We start from the raw sequence: 24928 nt of genomic DNA, 5'->3' as shown, positions 1-24928 counted from the left end.
GGGTGCGGGCGGCTGATTCGGATGTCACCGCCGCACGCGAGGCCCTGTAGTCGGCGCTCGCGGAGGTGACGGCGTCCGGGGGCCCGGCGCTGGCGACCCGAGCCGCGGACGTCGGCCGTTTCACGCCGGCCTTCCAGGACACGGCCCGCGTCTTCAACCACCGCGCCTGACCGGCAGGTTGCGCGCCGTCCGACCTTCTCGACAACGCCCTCCGACCACCCGTCAGGCCCGGTCACCGGCCGACCGCCCCCTCAGCCACCAACGCTCCAGCCAGGGCGCCCGAAAGTGAGTCCCCATGGCCAATCAGCCCACCTTCCCCCCACCCAACAACCGCACCGCCAAGGTCGGCCTCTTCACCTACATGAAGGGCTGGCAGGTCGCCCTCATCCTCCTCCCCTTCGCCACGATCTTCATCGCCGGCCCGTTCGGCGCGGCCGTCGCCGCGGTCGGCGCCTTCGGCAACGCCGCGATCGTCAAGCAGAACCTGTCCACGCGGGCCACGGCACTCGGCATGATCGGTGTCGTCCTCGCCTGCTTCGCCGTCTGCGTGGGGGCGCTCGTTCTTCTGCTCGTCGTAATCGACCCGGTTCGCAAATAGCGTGACGCGTCGCCGTGCGGGGTCGGGGGTGGGTGCGCAGGCACTGTTGGCCAGCATCAACTGGGTTCCGCTGGACCACTGCTGCCCCGACGAGCCTGAGGCGCCACGCACCGAGACGATCCTGTCCCAGCTCCTGGCCCAGAACCCCACCGCCCGGCGGCGCGCGGTGCGCGACCTGTCCTCGCTGGTCCTCCACCAGAACACGGTGTACAGCTCGACCGCCGCGGCCGTCTCCGTCGTCGCCGCTCTCCTGTCGGACCCTCGAATGGAGGTCCGCGACGTGTTCTACGACGAGGCGTGCAGCCTGCGGGCCGAGTTGCTGGAATGGCTGGCCGGAGCGGCGGACGCGGTGCACTTCGCCAGGAGCGGTCGTTCGGACGAGGCAACTCGTCACGGGTGGTCCGGCGTCAGGGGCTGCTGCCGGTCGGGGAAGAGGGGGGACGGGTCGGAGGGGGCCGGCTGGTGGGTGGGTTCGGTGCCCGGGGGGACGAGGGTGTGGGTGGCGGTGAGGAATTCGGTGAGGGGGGCGGTGGGGGCGAGGACGGTGGCGCGGGTGCCGTCGGTGCCGCGGAAGGCCAGGCGGAGGCGGCCGTTGGGCCAGGGGCGGATGCGGACGGCGCCGTTGCCGGCGGGGCCGGCCAGGCCGGCGGCGAGGAGGTCGCGGGCGATGAGCCAGGTGACGCCGCCGTCGGGGGCGCCGTCGGGGAAGGTGAGCCGGACGGCGTACGGGTCGCGGGGGTGGTAGCCGCAGATCATGGTGCGGCGTCCCCCGGTCGGGCCGAACACGTGGACGGGCAGGTGGCGTTCGACGCACGTGCGCATCAGGCGGGTCTCCTCGTTCCGATGTCCGCAACCGCCTTCCCCGGGTGGGGTGTTGTATGCGTCCGATGGACGGGCGGGTCCACATGGTACGGCGCGGGCAGGTCGTCCGAGGGTTGGGGCCGGGTCACCGGCCGCAGCGGGAAAGCGGTTTCCCGCTGCGGCAGGTCAACGGAGGTTGACGAGTCGCTACTTCTGCTTGATGGCGGAGACGTCGAACTCGAGCACCACCTTGTCGCCGACCAGTACGCCGCCGCCCTCCAGGGCGGCGTTCCAGGTGACGCCGTAGTCCTTGCGGCTGATGGTCACCGAGCCCTCCAGGCCGACCCGCAGGTTGCCGTACGGGTCGACCGCGTTGCCGGTGTACTCGAAGTCGATGGTGACCGGGCGGGTGGTGTCCTTGATGGTGAGGTTGCCGGTGACCCGGTAGTCGGTGTCGGACTTCTTCTCGACGGAGGTGGTGCGGAAGGTGATGTCGGGGAAGTTCGGCGCGTCGAGGAAGTCGTTGGTGCGCAGGTGCTGGTCGCGCTGCTCGACGCCGGTGTCGATGCTGGCGGCCTTGATGACCAACTCGCCGGTGGAGCGCGAGGGGTCGGCGCCGTCCAGGTGCGCGGTGCCCTCGAACTGGTGGAAGGCGCCGCGCACTTTGGTGACCATGGCGTGTCGGGCGACGAAGCCGATCCGGGTGTGGGCGGGGTCGAGGACGTAGTCCCCGGTGAGCTCGGGCAGGCTGACGGTCATGGTCTGCGCTCTCCTCAGTGACGGTGAAGACGTGGTGACGCGGCGACTTGACGAGGTGACTCCGGCAGGTGCACCGCGGTCTACATCAACGGTCGCCCCGTCCACGCTAGGCGTTCGCGCCGCCCGGCCAGGATGTGACACACCGTCATCCGGGCCGGAGCGGCGCAAGCGGTAAGGGCTCAGCCGAAGCGGCCGTTGACGTAGTCCGCGGTGCGCGGGTCTGCGGGGTCGGTGAACAGGCGCTCGGTGGGGCCCGCTTCGACGATCCGGCCGGGGGTGTCGTGGGAGGCGAGGAAGAACGCGCAGGACTGCGAAACCCGCTGCGCCTGCTGCATGTTGTGGGTGACGATGACGATGGTCAGGCGGTGGCGCAGCTCGGCGATGGTCTCCTCGATGCGGCGGGTGGAGGTCGGGTCGAGGGCGGAGCAGGGTTCGTCCATCAGCAGGATGTCCGGGGAGACGGCCAGCGAGCGGGCGATGCACAGGCGTTGCTGCTGGCCGCCGGAGAGTGCGCCGCCGGGGGTGCCGAGGCGGTTGCTGACCTCGGTCCAGAGGCCGGCCTGGCGCAGGCTGGACTCCACCAGGTGGTCGCGTTCGTCGCGGCTCGCCTTGATGCCGGCCAGCTTCAGCCCGCTGATCACGTTGTCGTACAACGACATTGCAGGGAACGGGTTGGGCCGCTGGAACACCATGCCGATCCGGCGCCGGACCTCGGCGGGACGGCGGCCGGTGGCGTACACGTCCTCGCCGTCGAGCAGCACCTCGCCGGCCAGTGCCGCGCCGCGCACCATCTCGTGCATCCGGTTGAGGATCCGCAGGTAGGTGGACTTGCCGCAGCCGGACGGTCCGATCAGCGCGGTGATCTCGCCGGCCCGCATCTGCAACGAGACCCGCTCCAGCACCTTGCGCTGCCCGAACCAGGCGGTCAGGTCGCGGGTCTCGAGTCCGGAGAGCGTCCCCGAGGGAGCGACGGCGGGCAGCGGAACGGTCGGCGGATCGGTCGGGTCCTTCACCAACTCGGCTGCGTCGTACGACGGTTGTGCGGTCTCGGTCATGGGCGGACGGGTCCTCTCCGGCAAACGGCAGTACAAGCGGCAGTACAAGCGGCAGAACGAGCGGCAGTACGAGCGGCAGAACGGGGAAAGCAGCGGGGTCAGTAGACGTTGGGCAGCAGCGCGGCGGCGTTCTCGTACACCGCCCACAGCAGCGCGGCGGCGACCGGCGCGAAGCACAGGTAGGTCGCGCTGCGCCGCCAGTACCGGGCCGTCACTCCGGCGCCGACGACGGACAGCAGCAGGGCCAGCGACCAGAGTTGGAGGGCTGACAGGGCGCCCTTGTCGGCGGCCAGCGCCTTGTCCGTGGGTGCGGCGGCGGGGCGGCGGGCGCCGAGCGCCTCGGGCTCGCCGTCGAGGCGGGCGCCGATCAGCACGGTGCTGGTGGGGATCCAGTCGGAGTCCCCGGTGACGAGGACCAGCCGGTTGGGCGCGGTGTCCCGGATCGGGTGGTCGCCGTCGCCGGACGTGTTGACGGTGTAGTGGAAGGTGCCCTGGCCGGTGGTGATGTCGATGCCGTCGCCGACGTGCAGCCCGGCGAGTCCGGCGAACGGGGCGCCGAACGCGGTGGAGCGGCCGAACAGTACGGCCACGCCGGGCTGTCCGGGCAGTACGGTGTCGCGGCGGTGGCCGGGGCCGCGCATCAGGTCGCGGCCGCCGGTGCCCTCGACCACGACGGCCTGGTGCAGGCCGAGCGCCGGGATGTCCAGTACGGCCACCGGCGCACCGTCGGTGGTCGGCCCGGTGGGCGCGGTGGCCTTGCCGAGCTGGTCGCGCAGGGTGGCGTAGGCGGTGGTCTGGTGGCGCGCCTCCTGCAGTCCGGAGAGCGCGAACAGGTAGCCGACGAAGCCGAGCAGCAGCACGGCGGCGAGTGTCACCGACCAGGCGACGGCCAGCAGCCGCCGTCGCCCGCGGCCGGGCGCAGTGGAACTACCGGTCTTGGAGGGCGACATGGGGGGCCGCTCCACGGCGGTCGCGGTCATCCCGTTCTCCTCGGGTGCGGTGCCAACGGGACGGGGTGCCAGGTCTGTTGCGGCGGTCACGAAGCTCACCGGGTCCCCGCCGTGGAGTTGCGGCGACGCCACCACGCGGCCAGCAGCGGCGGGACGGTCACCACGCCGAGCAGCTCGAGCGCGGTGAGGGTGGACAGCAGCCAGTCCTGCGGGCGCCCGCCGAGCGCGACCACCGTCCCGGGTGCGTTGCCGCTCGAACTTCCGCCACCGGAGCCGGAGTTGTCGACGATCTCGCCGGTCTGTGGATCGACGGCCTGCGTTCCGGTCCCACCGCCGGCCCCGGCATCACCCGAGCCGGCGCCGGCGCCGCCGCCGTTGTCCCCCGTGCCCGAACCGCCGTTGCCGCCACCGGACTTCTTGCCGCCACCGGTGTTCACGGCCTGGCCGTTCTGCACGGTGCAGTCCAGCGGGCTGCCCTTCTTGTCGCAGGGGCTGGGCTGCGCGGCGTTCTTCAGCACGATCAGCTGGCCGCCCGAATCGAAGGTCGGGTTGGGGCAGTTGGAGAGGGTGTTCGGATCGACGGGGCTGGCGTTGCCGGGAATGTGCTGGGTCTGCAGGAGTCCGCCGCGCACCAGGTTGCGCGGGATCGGCGAGTAGCCGAGGTCGTCGGCCTCGTGCTGGCCGCCGCACAGCACGTACGCCAGGTAGCGGCTGAGCGCGCTGCCCTTCGCGTCGTTGAACTTCGGCGTCACGGGCATCGAGGTGCCGGCCCGCGGCACGATCAGGTAGCTGTAGGAGGAGATCGGGTAGGAGCGCGGGTCGTTGTTGGTGTAGACGCCGTCGAGGTTCTGCTGCAGGTAGTCGGGGTCGCTGGTGGAGGTGTTGTCGTCCACGCCGCGGATCTTCGCGGCGGTCAGCGCGACGGCGACGTTCGACGCGGTCGGCAGGGTGTAGTACCCGGCCGGGTTGAGCACCTTGACGACGGGCCAGCCGCTGCGCTTGGCGAACGCGTACTCGTCGTAGCCGATCGCGCCGATGCCGGTCGGCGACTGGACGTAGTTCGCCACCACGTCGGAGCCGTTCTGCGCGGTCATCCGGCCGGCGGCGGGGAAGAACTCGGTGTAGTCGCCGCAGCTGACGCCGTTGACCTGGGTGCAGTAGGCGTCCCACTGGCCCTTGTGGGTGTGTTCCATCCAGCGGGTGAACTGGGCGCTGGCACCGGAGCCGTCGGAGCGCACCACCGGGGTGATCGGGATCTTCGGCAGGGCGCGGCCGTAGTCGGCGGTGATCTTCGGGTCGTCCCAGGAGGTGATCTTGTTGGTGAAGATGTCGACGATGGTGTCCGGGGACAGCCGCAGGTCGTTGACCCGCTTGCCGCCGACCTCCAGGTGGTACATCAGCGCGGTGCCACCGGCGGTGATCGGCACGTACGAGTAGGCGTACACCGGGTTCTCCGCCTGCCCCTGGCCGTTGCTGGCCCCGCCGCCGTTGACGCCGCTGTCGGGCTTGGATCGGAACGGCACGTCGGAGGCGGTGAAGTCGTCCTGGCCGATCGACCACTGGACGCGGCCGGCGGCCGAGCCGTTGCCGGTGAAGTCGATCTCGATGCCCATCGGTTGGACGTCGCGCCGCCACTGGTCGATGGCCGGCCCGGCCCAGCTGGAGCCGTCCGCCTTGAGCGAGGTGGAGGCATACGCGGGTGTCGCGCCGAGCAGTGCGGCGGGCAGGGCGAGCGCGGCGGCGAGCAGCGCCGACGTCAGGTGACGGAGTCGCACGGGACGGGTCTTCCTTCTCAGCTGAGGGGTCATCAGTTCGCCGCCTGTACAAGCGAGTTGGACGCATCAGCGCGAGCCCGGCGCAGCGGGCGGCGGGTGCGCCGGTCGGTCGGGGTGCGGTGCCGGCCGAGGATGCGGGCGGTGACGAACAGGATCAGCACCACGGCCATCAGGGTGAGTCCGGCGGCGAACGCCCGGGCCACCATGTCGGGGTAGGGCTGCTTGATGTAGTTCCAGACGAACAGCGGCAGGCTGGTCTGGTTGCCGTGGAAGGCGTCCAGGTTGAGCCGGGTGGTGAAGCCGGCGGTGAGCAGCACCGGGCTGGTCTCGCCGACGCCGCGGGCCATGCCGAGCACGACGGCGGTGGTCAGTCCGGGCCGGGCGGTGGGCAGCACCACGTGCCACACGGTGCGCCACTGGCTGGCGCCGAGCGCGTAGGACGCCTCCTTGAGGGTGCCGGGGACGAGCCTGACGACGACCTCGGCGGCGCGGGTGACGATCGGCATCATCATCACGGTGAGCGCGAGGGACGCCGCGAAGCCGCTCTTCTCCACGCCGAGGGTGAGGACGACCACGCCGAGGACGAACAGTCCGGCGACGATCGACGGCAGCGCGGTCATCGCCTCGACCAGCACCCGGACGGGCTTGACCAGGCGGGCGCCGCGCCGGGTCTGGCCGGCCTCGACCAGGAAGACCGCGGTGAGGACGCCGAGCGGCACCGAGAACAGGGTGGCCATGCCGAGCTGTTCGAGCGAGCCGACCACGGCGTGCAGGCAGCCGCCGGAGGTGATCGGGTCGAGTGCGGCGGTGCTCCGCATGGTCTCGGTGAAGAAGTTGAGGTGCCGGGCGGCGTCCACTCCCCGGTAAGCCACGTAGCCGATCTGGTCGCCGATGAGGGCGAGCACCAGCAGGCCGGAGCTCCAGGCGAGCGCGGTGGCGAGGCGTTCGCGGACCGTCAGGGCGTCCCATTGGAGGCGTCCGGCGATCGCGTAGAGGGCGAGGAACAGCAGGTACCAGCAGAGCAGGAAGCCGAACGCGCCACTGAACGGCAGGATGCGCTCGTACAGCAGCCAGTCCAGGGCGAGCGAGCCGGCGCCGGCGCCCACCATGGTGAGGACTTCCTCGCGGGTGACGCCGCCGAGGCGGATCCGCTGCTGTTCTCCCGAATCTGACGGGTCATCAATTGTGTTCTGTGCACCGATTGTTGTCATTGTCGGCCCTCCGGTCAGTCCGAGGTCGAGGCGCCGGACCGGGACCGGCTGATGATGAACCCGGCGGCCACGTTGACCATCAGGGTGAGGGCGAAGAGCACCAGTCCGGCGGCCATCAGCGCGGACAGCGAGAGGGTGTCGGACTCGCTGAAGCGCAGGGCGATCAGTGAGGAGATCGAGTTGCCGCCGTTCTCCAGGACGTGCCAGGAGAGCCGGAACACCGGCGAGATGATCAGCGCGACGGCGATGGTCTCGCCCATCGCGCGGCCGAAGCCGAGCATCACGGCGCCGATCACGCCGCCGCGTCCGAACGGCAGCACCACGGTGCGGACCATGCCCCAGCGGGTGGAGCCGAGCGCGTACGCGCCCTCGCGTTCACCGGCGGGGGCCTGTGAGAACACCTCGCGGCTGAGCGAGGTGATGATCGGGATGATCATCAGGGAGACCACGGTGCCGGCGATGAACGTGGACGAGGTGTAGGAGGTGGCGATGTCGCCGGTGCGCACCTCCAGGAACGGCAGCGCCCCGCCGAGGTGGACGGCCAGCCAGCGGCACAGGCCGACGATCCGCGGCTGGAGGAAGAACAGGCCCCACAGGCCGTAGACGATGCTGGGGACGGCGGCCATCAGGTCGACCAGCGAGATCAGCATCGGCCGCAGCCGGACGGGCGCGTACTCGGAGATGAACAGCGCGGCGGTGAGCGCGACCGGTACCGCGATGCACAGCGCGATCACGGCGATCAGGATGCCGTCGGGCAGCACCGCGGCGATGCCGAAGGAGTGTGCGGCGGTGCGCCAGCGCTGCTCGGTGAGGAAGGACCAGCCGACGGCGTCCAGCGCCTCTGTGCCGCGCAGCAGCAGGAAGAACGCGATCAGGCCCATCAGCGCCAACACGGACAGGCCGGCGGCGCGCAGCAGGCCGCGGAAGGCCCGGTCGGCGGGCGAGGCGGGGGCGCTGATCGGCCGGGGCCGGTCGGCGTCGGGTGGTGGGACGCGGGTTTCCGTCGGCTGGACGGCGGCGGTCATGGTGTCAACTCTCCGCGCGGTGAGGGTTCGTGGGGCGGGACGTCGGTCTGCCGCGGGTCGGGCGGGCGCGCGGGGCGCCCCCCGACGGGACGGATCAGCGGCCGAACAGGCGGGCGCCGATCCGGCCTGCCCGGCGGCGGAGTTCGGCGCCGGCGGGGGTGCCGCCGAGGAGCAGCGCGGCGGGTCCGCCGACCAGCAGGACGGCGCCGGTGGCGAGGATCACGGGCAGCAGCAGGCGGGCGAGGCCGGCCCGGTCGGCGGCGGACTGGCCGACGGACTTGGCGCCGAGCGTGGGCGAGGCGCTGCCGCTGGGCTTGGCGCTGCCGCCGGGGGCGGCGTTGTCGCTCGGGGTGCTGCCGCCGGGGGCGCCGTCGGCAGTACCGGCGCCGCCGCCACCGCCGCCGGGGTTTCCGCCGCCGCCTTCCGAACCTCCGCCGTTTCCACCGGAGTTGCCGCCCTCGCCGGATCCGGGCGCGGTCTGGTTGCCGGGCAGGGCGCTGTCCTGGGTGGCGACGTGTCCGGCCGCGGCCTTCGCCGCCTTCAGCTGATTGTCCGTCAGACCGGCGAATCCGGCGGCGAGTTCGCCGGGCTGGCGGCCGTAGATCTGGCCCTGGCCGGGGTCGGTGACGGTGCGCAGGAAGCGGGTGACCGCGCCGGCCTTGTCCTCGGGCAGGCCGCGGGTGGGCACCATGGCGTACTGGACCATGGTCAGCGGGTAGGCCTTGCTGTCCTTGGCGTACGCCGAGTCGCCGTCGCCGTACGGCAGTTGCTGGGTGCCGGTGGCGGAGTCGAGCGGCATGTCGGCGGCGGCGGCCTGCATGGCGCCGATCGTCGGAGTGGTGAAGCCGCCTGCGGGGTTGGGGAGTTGGGCTTCGGGCAGGCTCATCGCCTGGGCCTGTCCGGAGTCCATGATGGCGAACAGGGCGCGCTTGCCGTTGTCCTGGCTGATGCACTTGGCGTGCTGGCCCTGGACTTCATCGGGGTTCAGGCAGGACGGCCGGACCTCCAGGGTCATCCGCAGCACCTGGCCGAGGCCGCCGAGCACCGGGTTCCACTCGTACTGCTTCCAGTTGTTCTTGCCGGAGTAGTCCTGCGGCTGGAACGCGTCGACCGGGAAGCCGGGGTAACTGGAGCGCAGGTACTTGGTGTTGACGTGCGCGTCCCACGGGTCGGCGGCGCCCTGGAGGAACTCGGCGGCGTCCGGGTCGGCGGCGATCCAGGTGGTCAGCCGGGTGACCAGGTCGGTGGTGCCGCCGACCACGATCGGGGCGGTGGCGGCGAAGGTGCCGCCGGCCAGGCAGCCGGGCCAGGTGGGGCCGTTGGCGCCGGACGGGTTGAGCTTCAGGAACTCGGGGTCGGCGAACACGCACATCGGGTTGCCCTTGACGCTGTCGGTCCCGTCGTCGGTGCCGAGCCGGTAGCTCTGGGTCAGCATCTTGGCCAGCAGGCGCTGGTTGAGTTTCAGGCTGCGGATCTGCCGGTGGCTGTCTCCGTCGTCGACCAGGAAGACCACCGAGATCGCGCTGTTGGCCAGCGGCGCGTACACGTACGGGCGGCCTGCCGGGTTGCGGTCGGGGATCGAGGTGAGCGCGATGTCGGCGCCGGAGCCGCCGAGGAACGCCGACCGGGCCTGCGGCTCGCCGCCGCCCGAGGTGTACTGGACGGTCAGCGGGTTGTTGCCCTGGCACAGGCCGGTCCGCCACTGCTGGACGGCGCGGTCGGCCATCTCCAGGCCGATCGCGGTGAAGTCGGCGTTCTTGGCGACGCAGGCCGCCGGGGTGGGGCCGAAGTCCAGCGGCACCACGACGTGGTTGGCCCAGGAGCAGGCCTCGCCACTGGCCCAGCGCTTCCCGCCGGTGTTCTCAACGGCCACCACGTTGTCGCTCGCGGTGTTGAACACGCCGTCGGAGTCGACCGAGTGGTCGTCGCAGTTGATCTCGCCGATCGGATACTGGTTCGCGCCGATCGAGTCGCCGCCGTAGTTGGCCTCTATCACCAGCGAGCACTTGTGCTTGGGGTCGCAGCCCAGGGTCTGGCTCTGCTGCGCGGTCCACACCTCGATGTCGGCCTCGCCGCTGCCGTCCGGACGGGTGGCCGCGATCACCATGTTGGACGGGAACTCGGGCGTGTTGGTGCCGGGCGCGGGCCGCTCCTGGAGGAAGCCCTTGGCGGGGTCGGCGTTGTACAGGCTGGAGCCGTAGCAGTCGGTGACCTTCGGGTCCTCGCCCCGGCACTGGTAGATCCGCACCGGGTAGCGGGCGACCTTGTCGAAGCCGGAGTTCCCGTGCGGGTTCTGCACCACCGGAACGGGCTGGAAGTCGGCGTCCACGGTCGGCGTGAATCCGGTCCAACTGACGTGCAGCACCTGGTTCCCGAGGCCGCTGGTCGGCGTGACGGTGACGGAGCCGCGCGGCCCGCTCGTCCAGGTGAACGGGTCCCAGCGGGGCGGCCCGGGCACGGTCGTACCGGCGGCGGCCTGCGCCTGCTGGACGCCCGTCCCGCCGAGCGGCAGCAGGACGGCCGCGGCGCCCAGCGTCCACGTCAGCACGGCCGCCAGCCAGGCCTGCAACGGGCGTGATCGGGTTCTGGCCCCTGACGGGCGGACTCTCATCGGCACAGCACCTCCGGCGACGGCGCACCGGAGCAGGCACGCACGGATGACAGGGAGCGGAGCGGCGACGTTCGGCGGCTCCGACGATATTCGGCCATTCACGTCTGACCGGATGCTGTCCACCAGGTGTACGAGGCCCCAATTGGTGCCCGAATCAACGGAACTGATGCTTCATCAGCTCACGAACGCGCGTACCGCCCGACCCTGCTGAGTCGGGCGGTACGGGAGTTGCGCGTGTGACGATGCGTCAGGAGGCGGGCGTGTAGGCGACCGTGAAGGAGCCGACGCTCTGGCCCGCGGTGAAGAACGAGGTGCGCAGCTTGCCGTCCAGGTACTGCGCGCCGGCCGGGTCGAGCGTCAGCGAGGAGGCCGACAGGTTCTGGGTGGTGCCGCTCTTGGTGACCACGGTGTCGCCGGCCGGGTCGAACAGCGCGACGGGGGTGGTGGAGCCGTCCGGGACGCCGGTGACCTGCCAGTTGTCGACGGAGAACGCCAACTGGCGGAAGGCGACCGCGCTGCCGGTCCGCGCGTCGACGAACAGCAGGCCTCCGCCGAACTGGATGTTCCCGTAGAACTGGGCGAGGTTGCCGGAGCCGTCGGTGACGGGGAAGCTCGCCGACAGGCCGGTGTTCGCGTCGTACCCGGCGGTCGCGGTGGGCAGCGGCACGGCCACGATGCCCGCCTGCGCGGCCTGCTGGAAGAACGCGTTGCTCTCGCGGATCACCGCGTTGCCGGCCGCGGGCGCGGCCGAGGCGGTGGTCGCGGAGGCGGCGGTGACGGCGATCGCGAGGCCGGCGGCAGCGGCGGCGATCCGGGCGAACGTGCGGGACATCGTGGCTCCTTCGAACTGGGTGCGGGGTACGTCGTGCACGGCGCGTGGGCCGCCGCCCGTCCCCGGTGAACTGCGGGACGGGCGGCGGTGGTTGAGCAGGGCGGAAGGTCAGTGGATGATCGCGCCGCAGCCGGCGCCCGGCAGCGGCAGGAAGCCGTAGCTGATGATGTCGGCGCGGCCGGTCGGGCCGCAGATCCAGCCGGTGGGGCCGAAGATGGCGCGCAGCGCGGTGCCCTGGGTGGTGGTGGCGGTGTAGTCGCCGTCCCGCAGGACGTTGAACAGCACGCGGCCGTAGCTGCCGCCGGCGAAGGCGGGGCTCAGGGTGTTGGTCGGGGTCAGCGGCGCGACGCCGTTGACGTTGCGCAGGGTCAGGGTGCCGCGGTTGTCGGTGCTGGTGGTGTGGCCGTTCAGCTGGCCCACGTAGTGGCCGACGGAGTACGGGAAGACGGCGCCGGGGTCGGTCAGGCGGGAGTCGGTGCCCTCGTTCTCCTCCGGGCCGCTGACGACGCAGGCACCCGGGGTGACGTTGCCGATGGCCTGCAGGAAGAAGGAGCGGGTGCCGGAGCCGCTCTGCGGCAGGTACGCCTTGATGGCGCCGTTGCCGCCGCCGAGCTGCGACCAGTCGGTCTTGACGCAGGTGTAGATGTCGACCAGGTTCGCGGTGGTCAGGTTCGCCGGGGCGAGGCCGCCGGTCGGGGCGGACCAGGTGACCGCGTCCTTCGCGAAGGCGACGAAGTCGTCGCTCGCCGGGTCGGTGGACTGGGCGGCGCGGGAGGAACGGGCGAAGTCCAGGGTGAGGTTGTTGGTGGCGTTCAGCGCGCTGATGCCGGCGCCCGAGCCGTTCGGGCGGGCGATCGTGGAGCCGCCCGACTTCGGGGTGATCGGGCTGGTGCCGGTGGCGTCCCAGCTGTACAGGCGCGGCGTGGTGGTGTCGCTGGCCGGCAGGGTCGCGTTGTAGTCGGTGGAGAACTGGGTGAACAGCGCCTGCGTGGTGTCCGAGCCCACGCCGACGATGTCCTTCGCGGCGGGGAGAGCGGCGGGGTCCGCCATGGCGGGAACGGTGGCAACAGTCGACAGGGCGGCGGTGAACGCAACGGCCGCGAGCGCCTTGGCAGCGGTGTGACGCATGGTCCTCTTCCTCCGAGGGGGATCGTGCCTCGCTGGACCGGACCTGGCGGGGTCCGGTACCGGGCAGCTCCGCGGCTTCCCGGCGGAGTGATCCTCGCCGCTGCCGACCGCCACCCGGAAGGCTCTTCCGGCTCCCCCGCCCCGCCGTCCGCCCTTGCCGCGCTCTCGCAACTTTCCTGGCCAGAGGGCTGATTGGGGCACCTTCACCCTTCCTCCCCGCCATGGACACGTTCTTCTCCAGGTGTGCTCACGGGGGCACCTCGGCCATCTCCGCTTCACCCCCGCACCACCGACACCGCCCGGACAAACACGAACCCCCCTCGTGAACATCCGGGAGCCCGTTTCGCACACCTCAACTCACCAGGGATTCCCGGACGTTCGCCACATCCGCCGCACGTGCTCGACGCCCCGCAGGAACCCGGTCACGCTCTGCCGACACTGGTCGCGCCGCAGGTAGCCCCGGGCGCTGCGGGCCACCGCCTCCCCGCCGCCCGCCCCGGCCCGGGTACTGCGGGCGGGCAGGTACGCGGTCCAGGTCCACTGCCGGTCCTCGCTCTGACTGAGCACGAACCGCAGGGCCGCCCGCTCGGCGAGCAACTCGGCCACACCGGACGCCAGTTCCGGTTCCGAACGGTAGCCCCGGACGGCCGTGGCCAGCCGCCGCCCGTTCGCGGCGACCAGCGACCATCCGGCCCGTCCGTCCGCACCGCGCACCGGCACCAGCCGCGGGCCGCTCACCGCCCGGCCCCGGGCGCGGCGGTCTCCGCCATCCGGGCCAGCAACGCCATGAACCGGCGGAACGCGTTCTGGCACGTCGCGTAACGCTCGTACGCCCGACTGGACTTGACCAGCGGATTACCCCGCACCCCCGGCACCACCCAGGTCCAGCCCAGCCCACCCCGCACATGGGTGATCCGCGCCACCAACGCCGGCCCCAGCGCCACCAGTTCGGCGAACGCCCGCTCGGCGTCCCCGGGGGAGTCGTAGACGGACGAGGACACCGCCACCACCCGCCCGTTCAACGCCTTCAACTGCCACTGGAACCGCCCGTTCGCCGCCCGCTCCGTACCCAGGCCCTCCCCGCGCACCGCCCGCCACCCCCCGGGTCTCCACCGGCCCGAGACCGCCCTCGGCCACGGCGCCGCACGCCCGCCCGCCCCGCACACACGCACGAACCGGACGCACATCGTCACGCCGCGAACGCTATGTGTGCACAGACGACGTCCGGAAGCGGAATCCCTCCTGAGCTGCCTCTGTTCGCCCCGAAGTTCTCCCTTGTTAATGCACCCACCGCCATGGGATCCGCCAACTGGCGGACGCCCAGGGCGAGTCGGTGGGTGCATCGGCAAGGGAGTCTCAGACCCGAACCGCGACCACCCTGGACGCGTTGTGGGCGCGGCGGGCGTGGTCCACCGTGACCGCCGCCAGGAGCGGGCCCCAGGCCACCAGGGGCAGGTAGCACAGGGTCATGATCACGCCCGCGAGGCCGTGCGGCGAGTCCGGGTTGCTCATGTTGTGCTGCCACGGGCCCATTGCCGCGGACCAGGTCACCGCCGTCACCGCCAGTGCCCCCAGGGTGGCCGGGAACAGGGCCACCCAGGCGGGGAAGATCCGGCCGCCGAAAGCAGGGACCCAACGGGGCACCCGCCGCCCCCAGGGGCGGACCAGGCCGATCGTCAGGAACGCCAGTGCCTCCGCCAGCGCGCTCAGAGCCAGCACGTAGACCGTGCCCCAGCCGGGCATCCAACGGCCGAACATCCGCTCCAGGTCTCCGTGGAAGCCCACCGGGAGACCCACACCCAGCGCAACCCGCCACAGGCCCGACGGCACCACCGACCAGGCCGCCGCCCGCGCCGCCCGTACGGCCCACCGCGGTGCCGGTTCCATGTTCTCACTCACTGCTCGTCCTCTTCTCGTGCCTGGCCGGCCGACCGCCGGCCGCACCGAGGACTCTGCTGCCCGCCCCCACCCCGCCGGCAGATGCCGAACGGCCAAGCCCCGGGCCGGAGATGTGCCGATCGGCACACCCGCACCCGGCCCGGTCGCCCCTAGGGTGATCACATGAACGGGGACCAAGGGGCAGCCGCGTACACGCGAGAGCGCCCCACCACAGCAGCAGCACCCGCCGGAGTGCGCTTATGAGCAGCGAACTCCTTTGGGACGCAGCGGGGTTCGCGGTGTCCGGAGCGGTGATCACGTGGGCGCTGTACCGGCCCCGACGGACCGAACCGGCGGCGGCGCTCTCCGTCGCGCTCAGCCTCGCCGCCGGGTGGGCCGGTCCGTACCGTGCCGGGGCGCCCGCCGTGGGGCTGGCCGGGGTGGTCGAACTCGCCGCGCTGCTGGGGCTGGTGGCGCTCGCGGTCCGGCACGGACGGCACCGCTCGGCGCTGTGGCCGGCGCTGGCCACGCTCGGCTGGCCGATGCGCTTCGTCGGCTTCGAGCCGCCGTTGTTCGCGTTCGGCGCCCTCGCGGTGGCCGTCGCCTGCACGGTCGGCCGCTACCTGCACTCGCTCGACCGTCAGCGCGAGCGGGCCGTGGCCGCCGCCCGGCACGCCCAGCGGCTCGAACTCGCCCACGACCTGCACGACTTCGTCGCCCACGACGTCAGCGGGATGGTCGCGCTGGCGCAGGCCGGGGCACTGCTCGCCGAGCAGTCACCGGACCGGGCGGCCGCGCTGTTCGCCCGGATCGAGCAGGCCGGGCAGCAGGCCCTCTCCTCGCTGGACCGCACGGTCGACCTGCTGCGCGCCCCCGACCGGCCCGAGGACGGTTCCGACCGCACGACACACCGCAGCCTGGACGAACTCCCGGAGCTGGCCGCCCGGTTCACGGCCACCGGCGGCCCGACCGTCCAACTCGCCATCGAAGCAGGCCCGGTGGGACGTGAGTGCGCCGCCACCGTCCACCGGATCGCCGTCGAGGCACTCACCAACGTCCGCCGCCACGCCCCGACCGCCCGCACCGTCCGGATCGAACTCGCCTGCACCAGCGACCGGTTGGAGCTGCTCGTGCACAACGACGGCCCGTCCGCCGCCCGGCGTTCGCGTCCGCGCGGCGGTCACGGCCTGGCGGGTCTGGCCGCCCGGGTCGAGGCCCTCGGCGGCACGTTCCACGCCGGCTCCGTCCCGGACGGCTGGCAGATCACCGCCGCCTTCCCGCAAACCCCACATGCCCCGACCCCTCACCCGGAGACCCCGTGACCATCCGGATCCTGCTCGCCGACGACCACGAGGACATCCGCACCGCGTACCGGATCATCCTCGACGCCCAGCCGGACATGCAGGTCGTCGCCGACGCCCCCGACGGCCGCACCGCGCTCCAACTCGCCCGCCGGATACGGCCGGACGTCGTTCTCGCGGACATCCGCATGCCACACCTCGACGGCCTGGACCTCACCTGCCAACTGGCCGGCCCGGACGTCGCCGACCCGCTCCGGGTGGTCGTCGTCACCACCTTCGACCTCGACGAGTACGTCCACACGGCGCTCCGCCACGGGGCCAGCGGGTTCCTGCTCAAGCGCTCCAGCCCCGCCCTGCTGGCAGAGGCGATCCGCGCCGCGATGGCCGGAGACACCCTGATCAGCCCGCAGTTGACCCTCCGACTGCTACGCCACTACGCCCCGCCGGAGCCCTCCCAGCAGGCCCCGCGCGAGGCCCTCAGCCCGCGCGAGCGGCAGATCGCCGAGCTGGTCTCGGACGGCGCGACCAACGCCGAGATCGCGGCCGACCTGTTCCTCTCCCCCGGCACCGTCAAGAACCACCTGGCCAACATCCAGCGCAAACTCGCCACCCGCAACCGCGTCGGCATCGCCGCCTGGGCGCTGGCCCACCGCGCGCGCCACTGACTCCCGCGCTCAGTGGAACAGCTTCAGGCCCGCCGGGGTGAGCGCCCAGTCACCGAGCGGGTTCTCGCCGATCCGCACCGCGTACAGCACGCCCTGCGCCCCGAAGTGGAACACGGCGACCGGGGCGTCCCGGTCCTCGCTCGCATAGCCGAGGGTCTTCGGGGCGTCCGGCGCCGGATCGCCGTACACCACCGAGGGCTCACCGAACTCGGCGATGACATCGGCCAGTTGACGGCGGTCCTCGGCCCAGTCCAGCACCCGGTCCAACAGCTGCCGCAACTCCTCACCGCCCAGCGCCCGGTCCAGCCGCAGCCAGCCCCGCCGGTGGGCATCCTCGCCGTACTGGGAGGCGACCAGCGGCGGGTCGGCCTCGCCGAAGCTGCCGCGCAACAGGGTGGAGATGGTGCGGGAGTTGGTGTCGGCGATCCAGGCCGTACCGCGCTCGCCGTCCGGGTCGGCGGCGGCCAGCGTGTTGAGCAGTTCGACCACGGCCGCCGTACCGCCGAAGAGTTCGGGGTGCCGGACGGCCTCGTTGAGCGAGTCGAGCAACTCGGCCCGCCGGGCCTCGGTCAGCTGCGGCCGGACGGCGTCCCCATCAGTGATCGAGTCGGCGATCGGGGCGGTCGGAAGGTGGCTGGTGGGGGAACTCATGAGGTCCAGTGTGCCGGGTTGCCGGCCATTCGGCGGCAAATGGGGCAGCGCGTCCGCCGCCCGTGTTCCAGCACCCGTGCGAGGACAAGGAGTTCGAGCACGACGGCGTGGCGAACGCCTCCCCCCGCAGCCCTGCATGGTCAACGGGGAGTGGCGCTCTTCGGTGTCGTGCGCGGGGAGTTACTGCCCCCAGGTCCCGGTGGACCAGATCGCGCCGCCGCCGCGCTTGTAGATGACGAAGTTGCCGTCGTCCTGGAGCAGGGCGTACGCGCCGGGGCTCCACGAGGTGCCGGTGGACCAGATCGCGTCCGTCAGTTGGGCGGCGGGCTTGTAGAGCACCAGGTTGCCGTCCTCCTGCATCTGCAGCATGGCTCCGGGGTTGCCCCAGGTGCCGGAGGACCACAGCACCTTGTCGTCGCGCTTGCGGTACATCACGATGTTCCCGTCCGGCTGGACGACCAGCCAGACCGAGGCGGACTGGGTCCACGAACCCGAGGTGATCAGCCCCCGCGACCCCGGGATCCCGGGGCAGAAGGCGGACGGCGTCTCGAAGGTGTAGGTCGACCAGCCCCGGCCATCGGTCGCGACCGAGAGGGTGCCGCCCGGGTAGAGCCGCACGACGCCGCTGCGCTGCCCCTGGGTGCCGGAGGACCAGAGCGCGCCGCCGGTCTCCGCGCTGCCGCCGGCCTGGTACACCACGAAGTTGCTGTCGGCCTGCAGGACGGCGTAGGCGCCGGGGTGGCCCGAGGTGCCGCTGCTCCAGATGACGTGCTTCGGGCCGCCCGTGGAGTTGAGCAGGTAGAGCACCAGGTTGCCGTCGGCCTCCATCACCAGGCTGGAGACCTTGTCCATGGCGACCAGGCTGTCACCCGACCGCAGTTCGTGCCCCCGGTAGAGCTCGACCGAGCCCGGCCACGGGTCCTGCGACAGCGTGCACTTGGGCGACGGCGGCACCGGATCGGCGGCCTGGGCAGTCGGCACCAGGCCGACCATGGCGGCGGCGGCCAGCAGGCCGGCCGCCGCAGTACGGATCACGCGTCGACGCATGATCTCCCCCCTCGGGATCTTGCTCCGATGTTTCGATCGCGAAGATAACACGCACCAAGCTGATGCAATGTCATCACCCTCTGTGGGTAAAGTTCTTCGCCGAATCCGTGGCCGCCGACCCCGGCCCAGCACGCATCGCCCGCAAACCGGTGCTATCTTCGGCAGGCGCGCGAGCTTCTCCACGCCGCCCGCCTCCACCCGCACTTGCCGAGCAAGCCCGGCCACCGGCCGTTCTGGTGCTCCTCCGCAGCGGGCCAGCCACCGCAGGAACAGGTCCAACTCCCGTTCCCTCACGGCTATTTCCGACCATCGAAGCCAGCAAAAGCCCGTCGCCGCAAAAGGAATATCATGCGCCCCACCCTGTTCACCGTCGAACGACCCGCCCCCGGCCGCCTGAGCACCATGGCCCGCCCGCGCGGCGGCGACTGGCTGGCCGACGAGTTGGCGGCCCTCGCCGCCGCCGGGGTCACCGACCTGGTCAGCGCCCTGACCGCACCGGAGTGCGCCGAACTCGGCCTCACCACCGAACCGGAACTCGCCGTCGCGGCCGGCCTCCGCTTCCACAGCCTGCCGATCCCGGACTTCACCACCCCCGAACACGCCCAAATACGGCCCACACTCGACGAGTTGACGGGAATCCTCCGGTCCGGCGCCCACCTGGTGTTCCACTGCCGCGCGGGCATCGGCCGGTCCTCCCTGCTCGCGGCATCCGTGCAGATCCTCGACGGCCTGGACGCCGACACCGCCTGGGCACGCATCGCCCGCGCCCGCGGCCTCGCCGTCCCGGACACCGCCGAACAGCGCGCCTGGACCGACTCCCTCACGCCCTCCCCCTGACCTGGCGTTCAGATGATTTGCCCGTGTCGCGCCGCCCGCGCACTCGCGGGCGGCGCGGGCCCACCTACCGTCGGAAGCTCCGGTCACCGTGCGTGGTGACGATGGACCCAGACGGTGGACTCATGGGAGGGCCGAATGCCCGCGTCGGAGAACCGGTCCGAGCGCCGATCGGCGGCTCCGCGCAGGGGGTTGCTGTGGCGGGTGGGCGAGTGGTGTGCCCGGCATTCGGTGGTGGTGATCGTCGGCTGGCTGCTGGTGCTGGCCGGCGCCCAGATCGCCAACCGGACCGTAGGTGGTACGTATTCGGACGATTTCTCGTTGCCCGGTACGCAGTCGCAGAACGGCCGTGAGGTGCTTCAGGTGCACGAGCCGTCCGCGGGCGGGACGAGCGCGCAGGTGGTGCTGCACGACGACCAGCCGCTGACGGACTTCCAGGCCCAGGTGAACCAGGCGGTGACGTCCCTCCAGCACCTGCCGCACGTGCTGTCCGCGCAGGATCCGTTGCCGCCGCAGGGGCAGAGCGCGCCGCCCGGCGGCCCACTCTCCTCGGACGGGCGTACGGCGTACATCACGGTGCGGTTCGACGCCAATCCGACCACGTTCGGCGACGACTACCTGTCGCAGGTGGACACCGCGGTGGCGCCGCTGCGGCAGGCGGGGGTGCAGGTCGAGTACGGCGGTCCGCTGGGCGAGTTGGCACGGCCGGCGCCGGACGACCGGGTGAGCGAGCTGATCGGTTTCGCGGTGGCGGTGCTGGTGCTGCTGATCGGTTTCGGCAGCGTGATCGCGGCCGGTCTGCCGCTGGTCAGCGCGCTGGTCGCGGTGGTGCTGGGCCTCGGGCTGCTGGGTCTGCTGGCGGCGCTGACCACGTTCGCGACGGTCGCGCCGACACTTGCCACGATGATCGGACTGGGCGTCGGCATCGACTACGCGCTGTTCCTGCTGACCCGTCACCGGCAGAACCTGATGGACGGTTCGGACCCGCCGACGGCGGCGGGCCACGCGGTGGCGACCAGTGGCCGGGCGGTGCTGATCTCCGGCTGCACGGTGGTGATCGCGCTGGCGGGCCTGTCGGTGTCGGGCATCGCGTTCATGGCGAAGCTGGGCCTGGCCGCGGGTGTCACGGTGGTGACGGCGGTGTGCGGCGCGCTGACGCTGCTCCCCGCGATGATGGGCCTGATCGGGCGCCGGATGGATCGTTTCACCGTGCGCACACCGGTCGCTGAGGGCACCGGACCGGACGGCGCGTCGCCGACCGGCATGTGGCACCGCTACGCGCGCCGGGTCGAGCACCGTCCGTGGTGGTACCTGGCAGCGGGGCTGGTGACGGTCCTGGTGCTGGCGATTCCGCTGCCGTCGATCCAGCTCGGGCACATCGACGACGGGGCGGACCCGACGTCCTTCACCGACCGGCGGGCGTTCGACCTGATGTCCGCCGCGTTCGGGCCCGGCTCCAACGGGCCGCTCACCGTGGTGGTCGACCAGACCGCCGTCCCGGCCGCGGACCGTCCCGCGCTCGCGTCCTCCGTGCAGCAGGCGCTGACGAACGTCCCCAACGCGGCGAGCACCGCGCCGTTGCAGACCAGCGGCGACGGTGACGTGCTGTTCACCACCGTCACCCCGGCGCAGGCCCCGCAGGACGAGGACACCACCGACCTGGTGGGCCATCTCGCGGACACCGTGCTGCCGAACGCCGTCAAGGGAACGGCCGCCGCCACGTACGTCACCGGCACCACGGCGGCGCAGGTGGACTTCCTGGATCTGGTGGCGAGCCGGCTGCTGCCGATCATCGCCGTGGTCGTCGCCCTCGCTTTTCTGATCATCCTGCTGGTGTTCCGGGCGCCGTTGGTCGCATTGAAGGCGGCGATCCTCAACCTGGTGTCGATCGCCGCCTCGTACGGCGTGCTGGTCGCGGTGTTCCAGTGGGGCTGGGGCGGGCCGGCGCTCGGGGTGGCGGGCAAGGTCCCGATCGAGAGCTACGTGCCGATGATGATGTTCGCGATCATCTTCGGCCTCAGCATGGACTACGAGGTGTTCCTGCTGTCCCGGGTGCACGAGCGCTGGCTGGTGACGGGCGACAGCCGCGGCGCGGTGGCGCACGCGCTGGAGACCACGGCGCGGGTGATCACCTGCGCGGCCCTGATCATGGTCAGCGTGTTCGCCGCGTTCATCGTCAGCGACAACGTGGTGATCAAGATGATGGGCCTCGGCCTCGCCGTCAGCGTGCTGATCGACGCGACCGTGGTGCGACTGCTGATGGTCCCGGCAGCCATGACACTGCTCGGCAACGCCGCCTGGTGGACGCCCCGGTGGATGGACCGGGTGCTTCCGCACATCGACACCGAAGGCTCCAACACAGCGCCTCCCCCGCGGAGTTGATCTCATCGCCGAATCCGATTGCACACGCCCCGCTTGTGCGCGAACCGTGAAGTCGGAGCGACCCGCCCCCTTGTCAGCTCCACCGATCCTCCCTACCTTCGTGATCCAGGACGTCGGCCCCACCGGGCCGGGCGGTCCTCGGCGTCCGCCGACCCGCGGCGGCAGCCGGAGACACCACACGACCTGGAGGCGTCACATGCCCGTTGCCACCCTCACCGAGATCCGCGATGCCGGCCCGCTGCTGGTCGACGACGACAACCTCCTCTTCGAGGACGACGACCGCGCCGACCACGACCCCACCGCCTGCCTGGTCGACCCGTGGGTGACCGCCACCACCCGCATCGCCTGCGACCGCTGACGGTGACCGGGCCCATCGCCGGCCGCCGCGCCTGGTCCGACGACATCTGGTCGTACCTGCTCGATCCGCGGATGCCGGCGATGGAGCACGGTTGGAAGCTCCACATCTCCGCTCGCCCCAGCACGCTTCACACCGTCCTCGCCCTCGTCCTGCCGGTGCTGGAGCAGCACGTCTGCCACGCCAAGTGGGCCCGCGACCCGGACACCCTGCGCACCCTCAACTCCGGTACCGAGAACGCCGCTTCGGTCGGCAAGGCATTCACGATCTACCCCGCCCCGGACGAACTCCGGCCGCTGGCCCACGCGTTGACCGCCGCACTGCGCGGACACCTCGGCCCGCAGATCATCAGCGACCGCCGCCTCGACCCCGACGCCCCGGTGTACTACCGGTACGGCCCGTTCACCGGCGACTACCGCACCGGCCGCGGGGGGCGCCTCGAATCCGTGATGACCGGCCCCGACGGCCGGGTCTTCGACGGCTTGGCCGGCACCACCTACCGCTGCCCGCCCTGGGCCGAGGACCCGTTCTCCCCGCCCGCACCCGCCACCAACTCGGGCTTCGGCGGCGGCCGTTACCGCGTCACCGGCGGCATCACCCGCAAGCCGCAGGGCAACGTGTACCGCGCGCTCGACCAGGTCACCGGCACCACCGTGGTGGTCAAGCAGGCCCGGGCGTACGTCGCCGAGGACGCCCACGGCACCGACACCCGCGACCGCCTGCGCCACGAACGCGCAATACTCGACCTGCTCGTCACCACCCCCGGCCTGCCCCGCGCGCTCGACTACTTCCGGCACCGCGACGACGAGTACCTGGTGATGACCAGCTGCGGCGACCGCGACCTGCGCCGCGAGGTCCAGACCCACGGCCCCTACCGCGACGCCGAGTTGGGCCCACGCCGGGTGCTCCCGCTGGCCCGCGAACTGCTTCGCATCCTGGACGGCATCCACCGCCGGGGCGTGGTCGTCCGCGACCTCAAGCCCAACAACGTGGTCCTCGCCCCCGACGGACGCTGCCACCTGATCGACTTCGGCACCAGCGCCGTCCACGGCACCGGCCCCGCCGGCTCCACCCCCGGCTACAGCGACCCCGTGGTCCGGCCCGACACGGCTGCTCAACCCGCCGACGACTACTACGGCTTGGGCATGACGCTGCACTTCGCCGCCACCGGAATGGACCCGGTGATCGCCGACCCCGACCCGGCCGTCAACCGCGAACGCACCCTGGCCGCCCTGGAGTTCGCCCTCCCGGGCGCCGCGCACCAGCAAGTCCGCGCCCTGATCGCCGAGTTGACCGACCTCGACGCGACCGCCCGCACGGCGGGCGCGGCCCGCCTCCGCAACGCCAAACCGGCCGCCACCGCCCAGAAGTTTTCAGGCCCGCGCCTCTCCCCCGACCTCCTCGCCGAAATCCTCGACCACACCACCGCGTACTGCGTCGCCGAGGCCCGGCGGATCGCCGACCCCGAACTCTCCGCCCGCGCCGCCGTCCCGACCCCGATCGACCTCTACAGCGGCAGCGCGGGCCTCGGCCTGGAGCTCCTCCACCACCTCGACCGCCCGGGCGTCCGCGACGCCGTCACCGCGCTCGCCGACTGGACCGCACACCAAACCCGCACCCTGCCACCGGGGTTGTACTCCGGCCGCACCGGCGTCGACCTCTTCCTCACCGCCGCCGGACTCCCGCCCGGGCCCGCCATCGCCCTCCCCACGCACGGCCCCGACGGCAGCGGCCCGCCCGAGGCCGACCTGATCGACGGCATCGCGGGCATCGGCCTCGGCCACCTCCACCTCGCCCGCCACGAAACCCGCCACGAAACCCGCCGCGACACCCACCACGACACCCACCACGGCGCCCGCCACCTCGCCGTCGCCGCCGCCTGCCACGACCTGCTCACCACCGGCCGCGCCCGCCTCGCCCCCACCGCCTCACCGCGCCCGGGCGACGCCGCACTCACCCAGGGCCTCGCCCACGGCGACGCCGGAGTCGCGTACTTCCTCCTCGAGTACGCCCACACCACCGCCGACCCGACCGCCCTCGAGCACGCGCACCGCGCCTGCTCGCAGCTCGCCGCCGCCACCCCCGCGATCATAGACGCCGCCAACCACCCTGCGGCCACCCGCCGTTACGGCTCCTGGTGCCGCGGCCTGGCGGGCATCGGCACCGTCCTGGCCCACGCCGCGGACCGGCTCGCCGACCCCACGTACCGCACCCTCGCCGAACAGTCCGCCCGCACCTGCCTGGCCATCGCCCCGCGGATGCCCCTGGTCACCCAGTGCTGCGGCCTGGCCGGGGTCGGCAACCTGATGCTCCAACTCTCCCCCGCCGCCGAAGAGTTCCACGCCGCCGCCACCACCGTCGCCACCCTCCTCCTCACCCGCACCGCCGGCCCCCCGCCCCACCCCGTCTTCCCCGACCCCGGCCTCACCCGCCCCGCGTTCCCCTACGCCACCGGCACCGCGGGCGTCCTCACCTTCCTCCGCCGCCTCGCCGACCCCACCGAGCCTGCGCCACTCCCCTGACGATGACGGCCGGCCGCTTCAGGCCCGCGCAGCCGCGTCCGCCATCATCCGCAGCAGGCCGGAGAGGTCCCGCTCGAAGGTGAACTCCCGCAGCAGCGTGGTCCATTGACCGTTCTCCCGGCGCCACACATAGCTGTACCGGGCCAGGTCGCCGCCACCCTCGGTGCGGTACATGATGACCGTTCCCTGGTCGCCGTGCCGGCTGGTCGCCACGAACCGGACGTCGTCGATGCTGTCGCCCACCCGCATGCCCTGTTCCCGCAGGCTGCGGAAGCGGGCCATGAAGTCGGCCTTGGTCAGCACCACCGAACGCCCCGCCTCGTCGACCCGCACGTTCTCGAACTCCGAGTCGTAGAGCGCGTCGAGCGCATCGACGTCCATGGCCAGCCCTGCGGCCAGGTACGCCCGCATCCGCTCCACCAGTGTCTCGTCCATGTCCCGCTCCCCTGCCGATCGTCGTCCTGAGCGCCTCGGCCCACGTGCCGCAGCGCCTCCTGTTGACGACCACGATGGCGCGCACCGCCGTCAGGTCACCGGCATCTCACCGT

At 72.1% G+C, this 24928-nt stretch carries 23 protein-coding genes; 7 read left to right on the top strand and 16 right to left on the bottom strand.

Translation table 11 applies throughout. The features are described 5' to 3' along the window. The first annotated feature begins 295 nt into the window (after positions 1-295). Positions 296-598: a hypothetical protein gene (locus ACIHEI_RS22970; protein WP_396607892.1), complete on the top strand. Its 303-nt coding sequence runs from the start codon at positions 296-298 to the stop codon at positions 596-598. Positions 599-988: 390 nt separating this feature from the next. Here ACIHEI_RS22970 and ACIHEI_RS22965 read toward each other — a convergent pair whose 3' ends face one another. The 13 genes from ACIHEI_RS22965 to ACIHEI_RS22905 all read right to left on the bottom strand — a co-directional run bounded on the left by ACIHEI_RS22965 (position 989) and on the right by ACIHEI_RS22905 (position 14644). Further along, the gene (locus tag ACIHEI_RS22965; protein ID WP_387863221.1) at positions 989-1420 is read right to left on the bottom strand and encodes an SsgA family sporulation/cell division regulator; all 432 of its coding nucleotides are present in this window, start codon (positions 1418-1420) and stop codon (positions 989-991) included. 186 nt (positions 1421-1606) lie between these two features. Next, on the bottom strand, positions 1607-2158 hold the full coding sequence (locus ACIHEI_RS22960) for a YceI family protein (protein WP_387642579.1): 552 nt from the start codon (positions 2156-2158) through the stop codon (positions 1607-1609). Positions 2159-2337: 179 nt separating this feature from the next. Then, positions 2338-3213, bottom strand: a complete 876-nt coding sequence (locus ACIHEI_RS22955; protein ID WP_392952542.1) for a phosphate ABC transporter ATP-binding protein — start codon at positions 3211-3213, stop codon at positions 2338-2340. Positions 3214-3311: 98 nt separating this feature from the next. Beyond that, positions 3312-4193, bottom strand: coding sequence for a sortase domain-bontaining protein (locus tag ACIHEI_RS22950; protein WP_392952539.1), 882 nt, complete (start codon positions 4191-4193; stop codon positions 3312-3314). A 65-nt stretch (positions 4194-4258) separates the two neighbouring features. After that, positions 4259-5938 carry a substrate-binding domain-containing protein gene (locus ACIHEI_RS22945; protein WP_396607891.1) on the bottom strand — a complete coding sequence of 560 codons (1680 nt, stop codon included), beginning with the start codon at positions 5936-5938 and terminating at the stop codon, positions 4259-4261. Between the two features lie 32 nt (positions 5939-5970). Beyond that, positions 5971-7149: a phosphate ABC transporter permease PstA gene (pstA, locus tag ACIHEI_RS22940; protein WP_396607890.1), complete on the bottom strand. Its 1179-nt coding sequence runs from the start codon at positions 7147-7149 to the stop codon at positions 5971-5973. Between the two features lie 14 nt (positions 7150-7163). Then, on the bottom strand, positions 7164-8174 hold the full coding sequence (gene pstC, locus ACIHEI_RS22935) for a phosphate ABC transporter permease subunit PstC (protein ID WP_396607889.1): 1011 nt from the start codon (positions 8172-8174) through the stop codon (positions 7164-7166). Between the two features lie 94 nt (positions 8175-8268). After that, entirely contained in the window at positions 8269-10743 is a 2475-nt protein-coding gene (locus tag ACIHEI_RS22930) for a hypothetical protein (protein WP_396607888.1), read from the bottom strand. Positions 10744-11032: 289 nt separating this feature from the next. Further along, positions 11033-11617, bottom strand: a complete 585-nt coding sequence (locus tag ACIHEI_RS22925; RefSeq protein WP_392952527.1) for a hypothetical protein — start codon at positions 11615-11617, stop codon at positions 11033-11035. A 108-nt stretch (positions 11618-11725) separates the two neighbouring features. Further along, positions 11726-12745 carry a PstS family phosphate ABC transporter substrate-binding protein gene (locus ACIHEI_RS22920; RefSeq protein WP_396607887.1) on the bottom strand — a complete coding sequence of 340 codons (1020 nt, stop codon included), beginning with the start codon at positions 12743-12745 and terminating at the stop codon, positions 11726-11728. A 357-nt stretch (positions 12746-13102) separates the two neighbouring features. After that, positions 13103-13483 carry a hypothetical protein gene (locus ACIHEI_RS22915; RefSeq protein WP_396607886.1) on the bottom strand — a complete coding sequence of 127 codons (381 nt, stop codon included), beginning with the start codon at positions 13481-13483 and terminating at the stop codon, positions 13103-13105. After that, positions 13480-13833, bottom strand: coding sequence for a DUF1508 domain-containing protein (locus tag ACIHEI_RS22910; protein WP_387642598.1), 354 nt, complete (start codon positions 13831-13833; stop codon positions 13480-13482). Before ACIHEI_RS22910 ends, ACIHEI_RS22915 begins: the two co-directional genes overlap by 4 nt. 268 nt (positions 13834-14101) lie before the next feature. Continuing rightward, a complete protein-coding gene (locus tag ACIHEI_RS22905) occupies positions 14102-14644 on the bottom strand; it encodes a hypothetical protein (RefSeq protein ID WP_396607885.1) in 543 nt (180 codons plus the stop codon). 239 nt (positions 14645-14883) lie between these two features. Here ACIHEI_RS22905 and ACIHEI_RS22900 point away from each other — a divergent pair, with 239 nt between their 5' ends. Next, positions 14884-15945, top strand: coding sequence for a sensor histidine kinase (locus tag ACIHEI_RS22900; RefSeq protein WP_396607884.1), 1062 nt, complete (start codon positions 14884-14886; stop codon positions 15943-15945). Further along, the gene (locus ACIHEI_RS22895; RefSeq protein ID WP_396607883.1) at positions 15942-16589 is read left to right on the top strand and encodes a response regulator; all 648 of its coding nucleotides are present in this window, start codon (positions 15942-15944) and stop codon (positions 16587-16589) included. Before ACIHEI_RS22900 ends, ACIHEI_RS22895 begins: the two co-directional genes overlap by 4 nt. 9 nt (positions 16590-16598) lie before the next feature. Here the strand turns inward: ACIHEI_RS22895 and ACIHEI_RS22890 are convergent, their stop codons facing one another. Continuing rightward, complete coding sequence (locus ACIHEI_RS22890; RefSeq protein ID WP_396607882.1) at positions 16599-17240, bottom strand: hypothetical protein; 642 nt, start codon at positions 17238-17240, stop codon at positions 16599-16601. A gap of 180 nt (positions 17241-17420) precedes the next feature. Further along, positions 17421-18287 (bottom strand): hypothetical protein, encoded by an 867-nt coding sequence (locus ACIHEI_RS22885; protein WP_392952501.1) that lies wholly within the window; start codon positions 18285-18287, stop codon positions 17421-17423. 348 nt (positions 18288-18635) lie between these two features. Here ACIHEI_RS22885 and ACIHEI_RS22880 point away from each other — a divergent pair, with 348 nt between their 5' ends. The 4 genes from ACIHEI_RS22880 (at position 18636) to lanL (ending at position 24380) form a co-directional block, all read left to right on the top strand. Continuing rightward, positions 18636-19124, top strand: a complete 489-nt coding sequence (locus ACIHEI_RS22880; RefSeq protein WP_396607881.1) for a tyrosine protein phosphatase — start codon at positions 18636-18638, stop codon at positions 19122-19124. Positions 19125-19259: 135 nt separating this feature from the next. Beyond that, positions 19260-21503: an MMPL family transporter gene (locus ACIHEI_RS22875; protein ID WP_396607880.1), complete on the top strand. Its 2244-nt coding sequence runs from the start codon at positions 19260-19262 to the stop codon at positions 21501-21503. Between the two features lie 196 nt (positions 21504-21699). Continuing rightward, complete coding sequence (locus ACIHEI_RS22870; RefSeq protein ID WP_392952492.1) at positions 21700-21861, top strand: SflA family class IV lanthipeptide; 162 nt, start codon at positions 21700-21702, stop codon at positions 21859-21861. Between the two features lie 2 nt (positions 21862-21863). Next, positions 21864-24380, top strand: coding sequence for a class IV lanthionine synthetase LanL (lanL, locus tag ACIHEI_RS22865; protein ID WP_396607879.1), 2517 nt, complete (start codon positions 21864-21866; stop codon positions 24378-24380). 18 nt (positions 24381-24398) lie between these two features. Here lanL and ACIHEI_RS22860 read toward each other — a convergent pair whose 3' ends face one another. Next, entirely contained in the window at positions 24399-24815 is a 417-nt protein-coding gene (locus ACIHEI_RS22860) for a nuclear transport factor 2 family protein (protein ID WP_396607878.1), read from the bottom strand. Positions 24816-24928 lie beyond the last annotated feature (113 nt).

Source organism: Kitasatospora sp. NPDC051984 (assembly GCF_044593455.1).
Classification (GTDB): Bacteria; Actinomycetota; Actinomycetes; order Streptomycetales; family Streptomycetaceae; genus Kitasatospora.
Note: the sequence above shows the minus strand (reverse complement) of the source record. Positions and strands in the feature narration are given on the sequence as shown.

Excerpts from the sequence above, each read along its gene's own strand:
- pstA (WP_396607890.1), bottom strand. The coding sequence starts at position 7,149 with ATGACAACAATCGGTGCACAGAACACAATTGATGACCCGTCAGATTCG.
- ACIHEI_RS22875 (WP_396607880.1), top strand. The coding sequence starts at position 19,260 with ATGCCCGCGTCGGAGAACCGGTCCGAGCGCCGATCGGCGGCTCCGCGC.
- ACIHEI_RS22970 (WP_396607892.1), top strand. The coding sequence starts at position 296 with ATGGCCAATCAGCCCACCTTCCCCCCACCCAACAACCGCACCGCCAAG.
- ACIHEI_RS22950 (WP_392952539.1), bottom strand. The coding sequence starts at position 4,193 with ATGACCGCGACCGCCGTGGAGCGGCCCCCCATGTCGCCCTCCAAGACC.
- ACIHEI_RS22900 (WP_396607884.1), top strand. The coding sequence starts at position 14,884 with ATGAGCAGCGAACTCCTTTGGGACGCAGCGGGGTTCGCGGTGTCCGGA.
- ACIHEI_RS22880 (WP_396607881.1), top strand. The coding sequence starts at position 18,636 with ATGCGCCCCACCCTGTTCACCGTCGAACGACCCGCCCCCGGCCGCCTG.
- ACIHEI_RS22920 (WP_396607887.1), bottom strand. The coding sequence starts at position 12,745 with ATGCGTCACACCGCTGCCAAGGCGCTCGCGGCCGTTGCGTTCACCGCC.
- pstC (WP_396607889.1), bottom strand. The coding sequence starts at position 8,174 with ATGACCGCCGCCGTCCAGCCGACGGAAACCCGCGTCCCACCACCCGAC.
- ACIHEI_RS22870 (WP_392952492.1), top strand. The coding sequence starts at position 21,700 with ATGCCCGTTGCCACCCTCACCGAGATCCGCGATGCCGGCCCGCTGCTG.
- ACIHEI_RS22925 (WP_392952527.1), bottom strand. The coding sequence starts at position 11,617 with ATGTCCCGCACGTTCGCCCGGATCGCCGCCGCTGCCGCCGGCCTCGCG.
- ACIHEI_RS22885 (WP_392952501.1), bottom strand. The coding sequence starts at position 18,287 with ATGCGTCGACGCGTGATCCGTACTGCGGCGGCCGGCCTGCTGGCCGCC.
- ACIHEI_RS22955 (WP_392952542.1), bottom strand. The coding sequence starts at position 3,213 with ATGACCGAGACCGCACAACCGTCGTACGACGCAGCCGAGTTGGTGAAG.
- ACIHEI_RS22965 (WP_387863221.1), bottom strand. The coding sequence starts at position 1,420 with ATGCGCACGTGCGTCGAACGCCACCTGCCCGTCCACGTGTTCGGCCCG.
- ACIHEI_RS22960 (WP_387642579.1), bottom strand. The coding sequence starts at position 2,158 with ATGACCGTCAGCCTGCCCGAGCTCACCGGGGACTACGTCCTCGACCCC.
- ACIHEI_RS22860 (WP_396607878.1), bottom strand. The coding sequence starts at position 24,815 with ATGGACGAGACACTGGTGGAGCGGATGCGGGCGTACCTGGCCGCAGGG.
- ACIHEI_RS22890 (WP_396607882.1), bottom strand. The coding sequence starts at position 17,240 with ATGAGTTCCCCCACCAGCCACCTTCCGACCGCCCCGATCGCCGACTCG.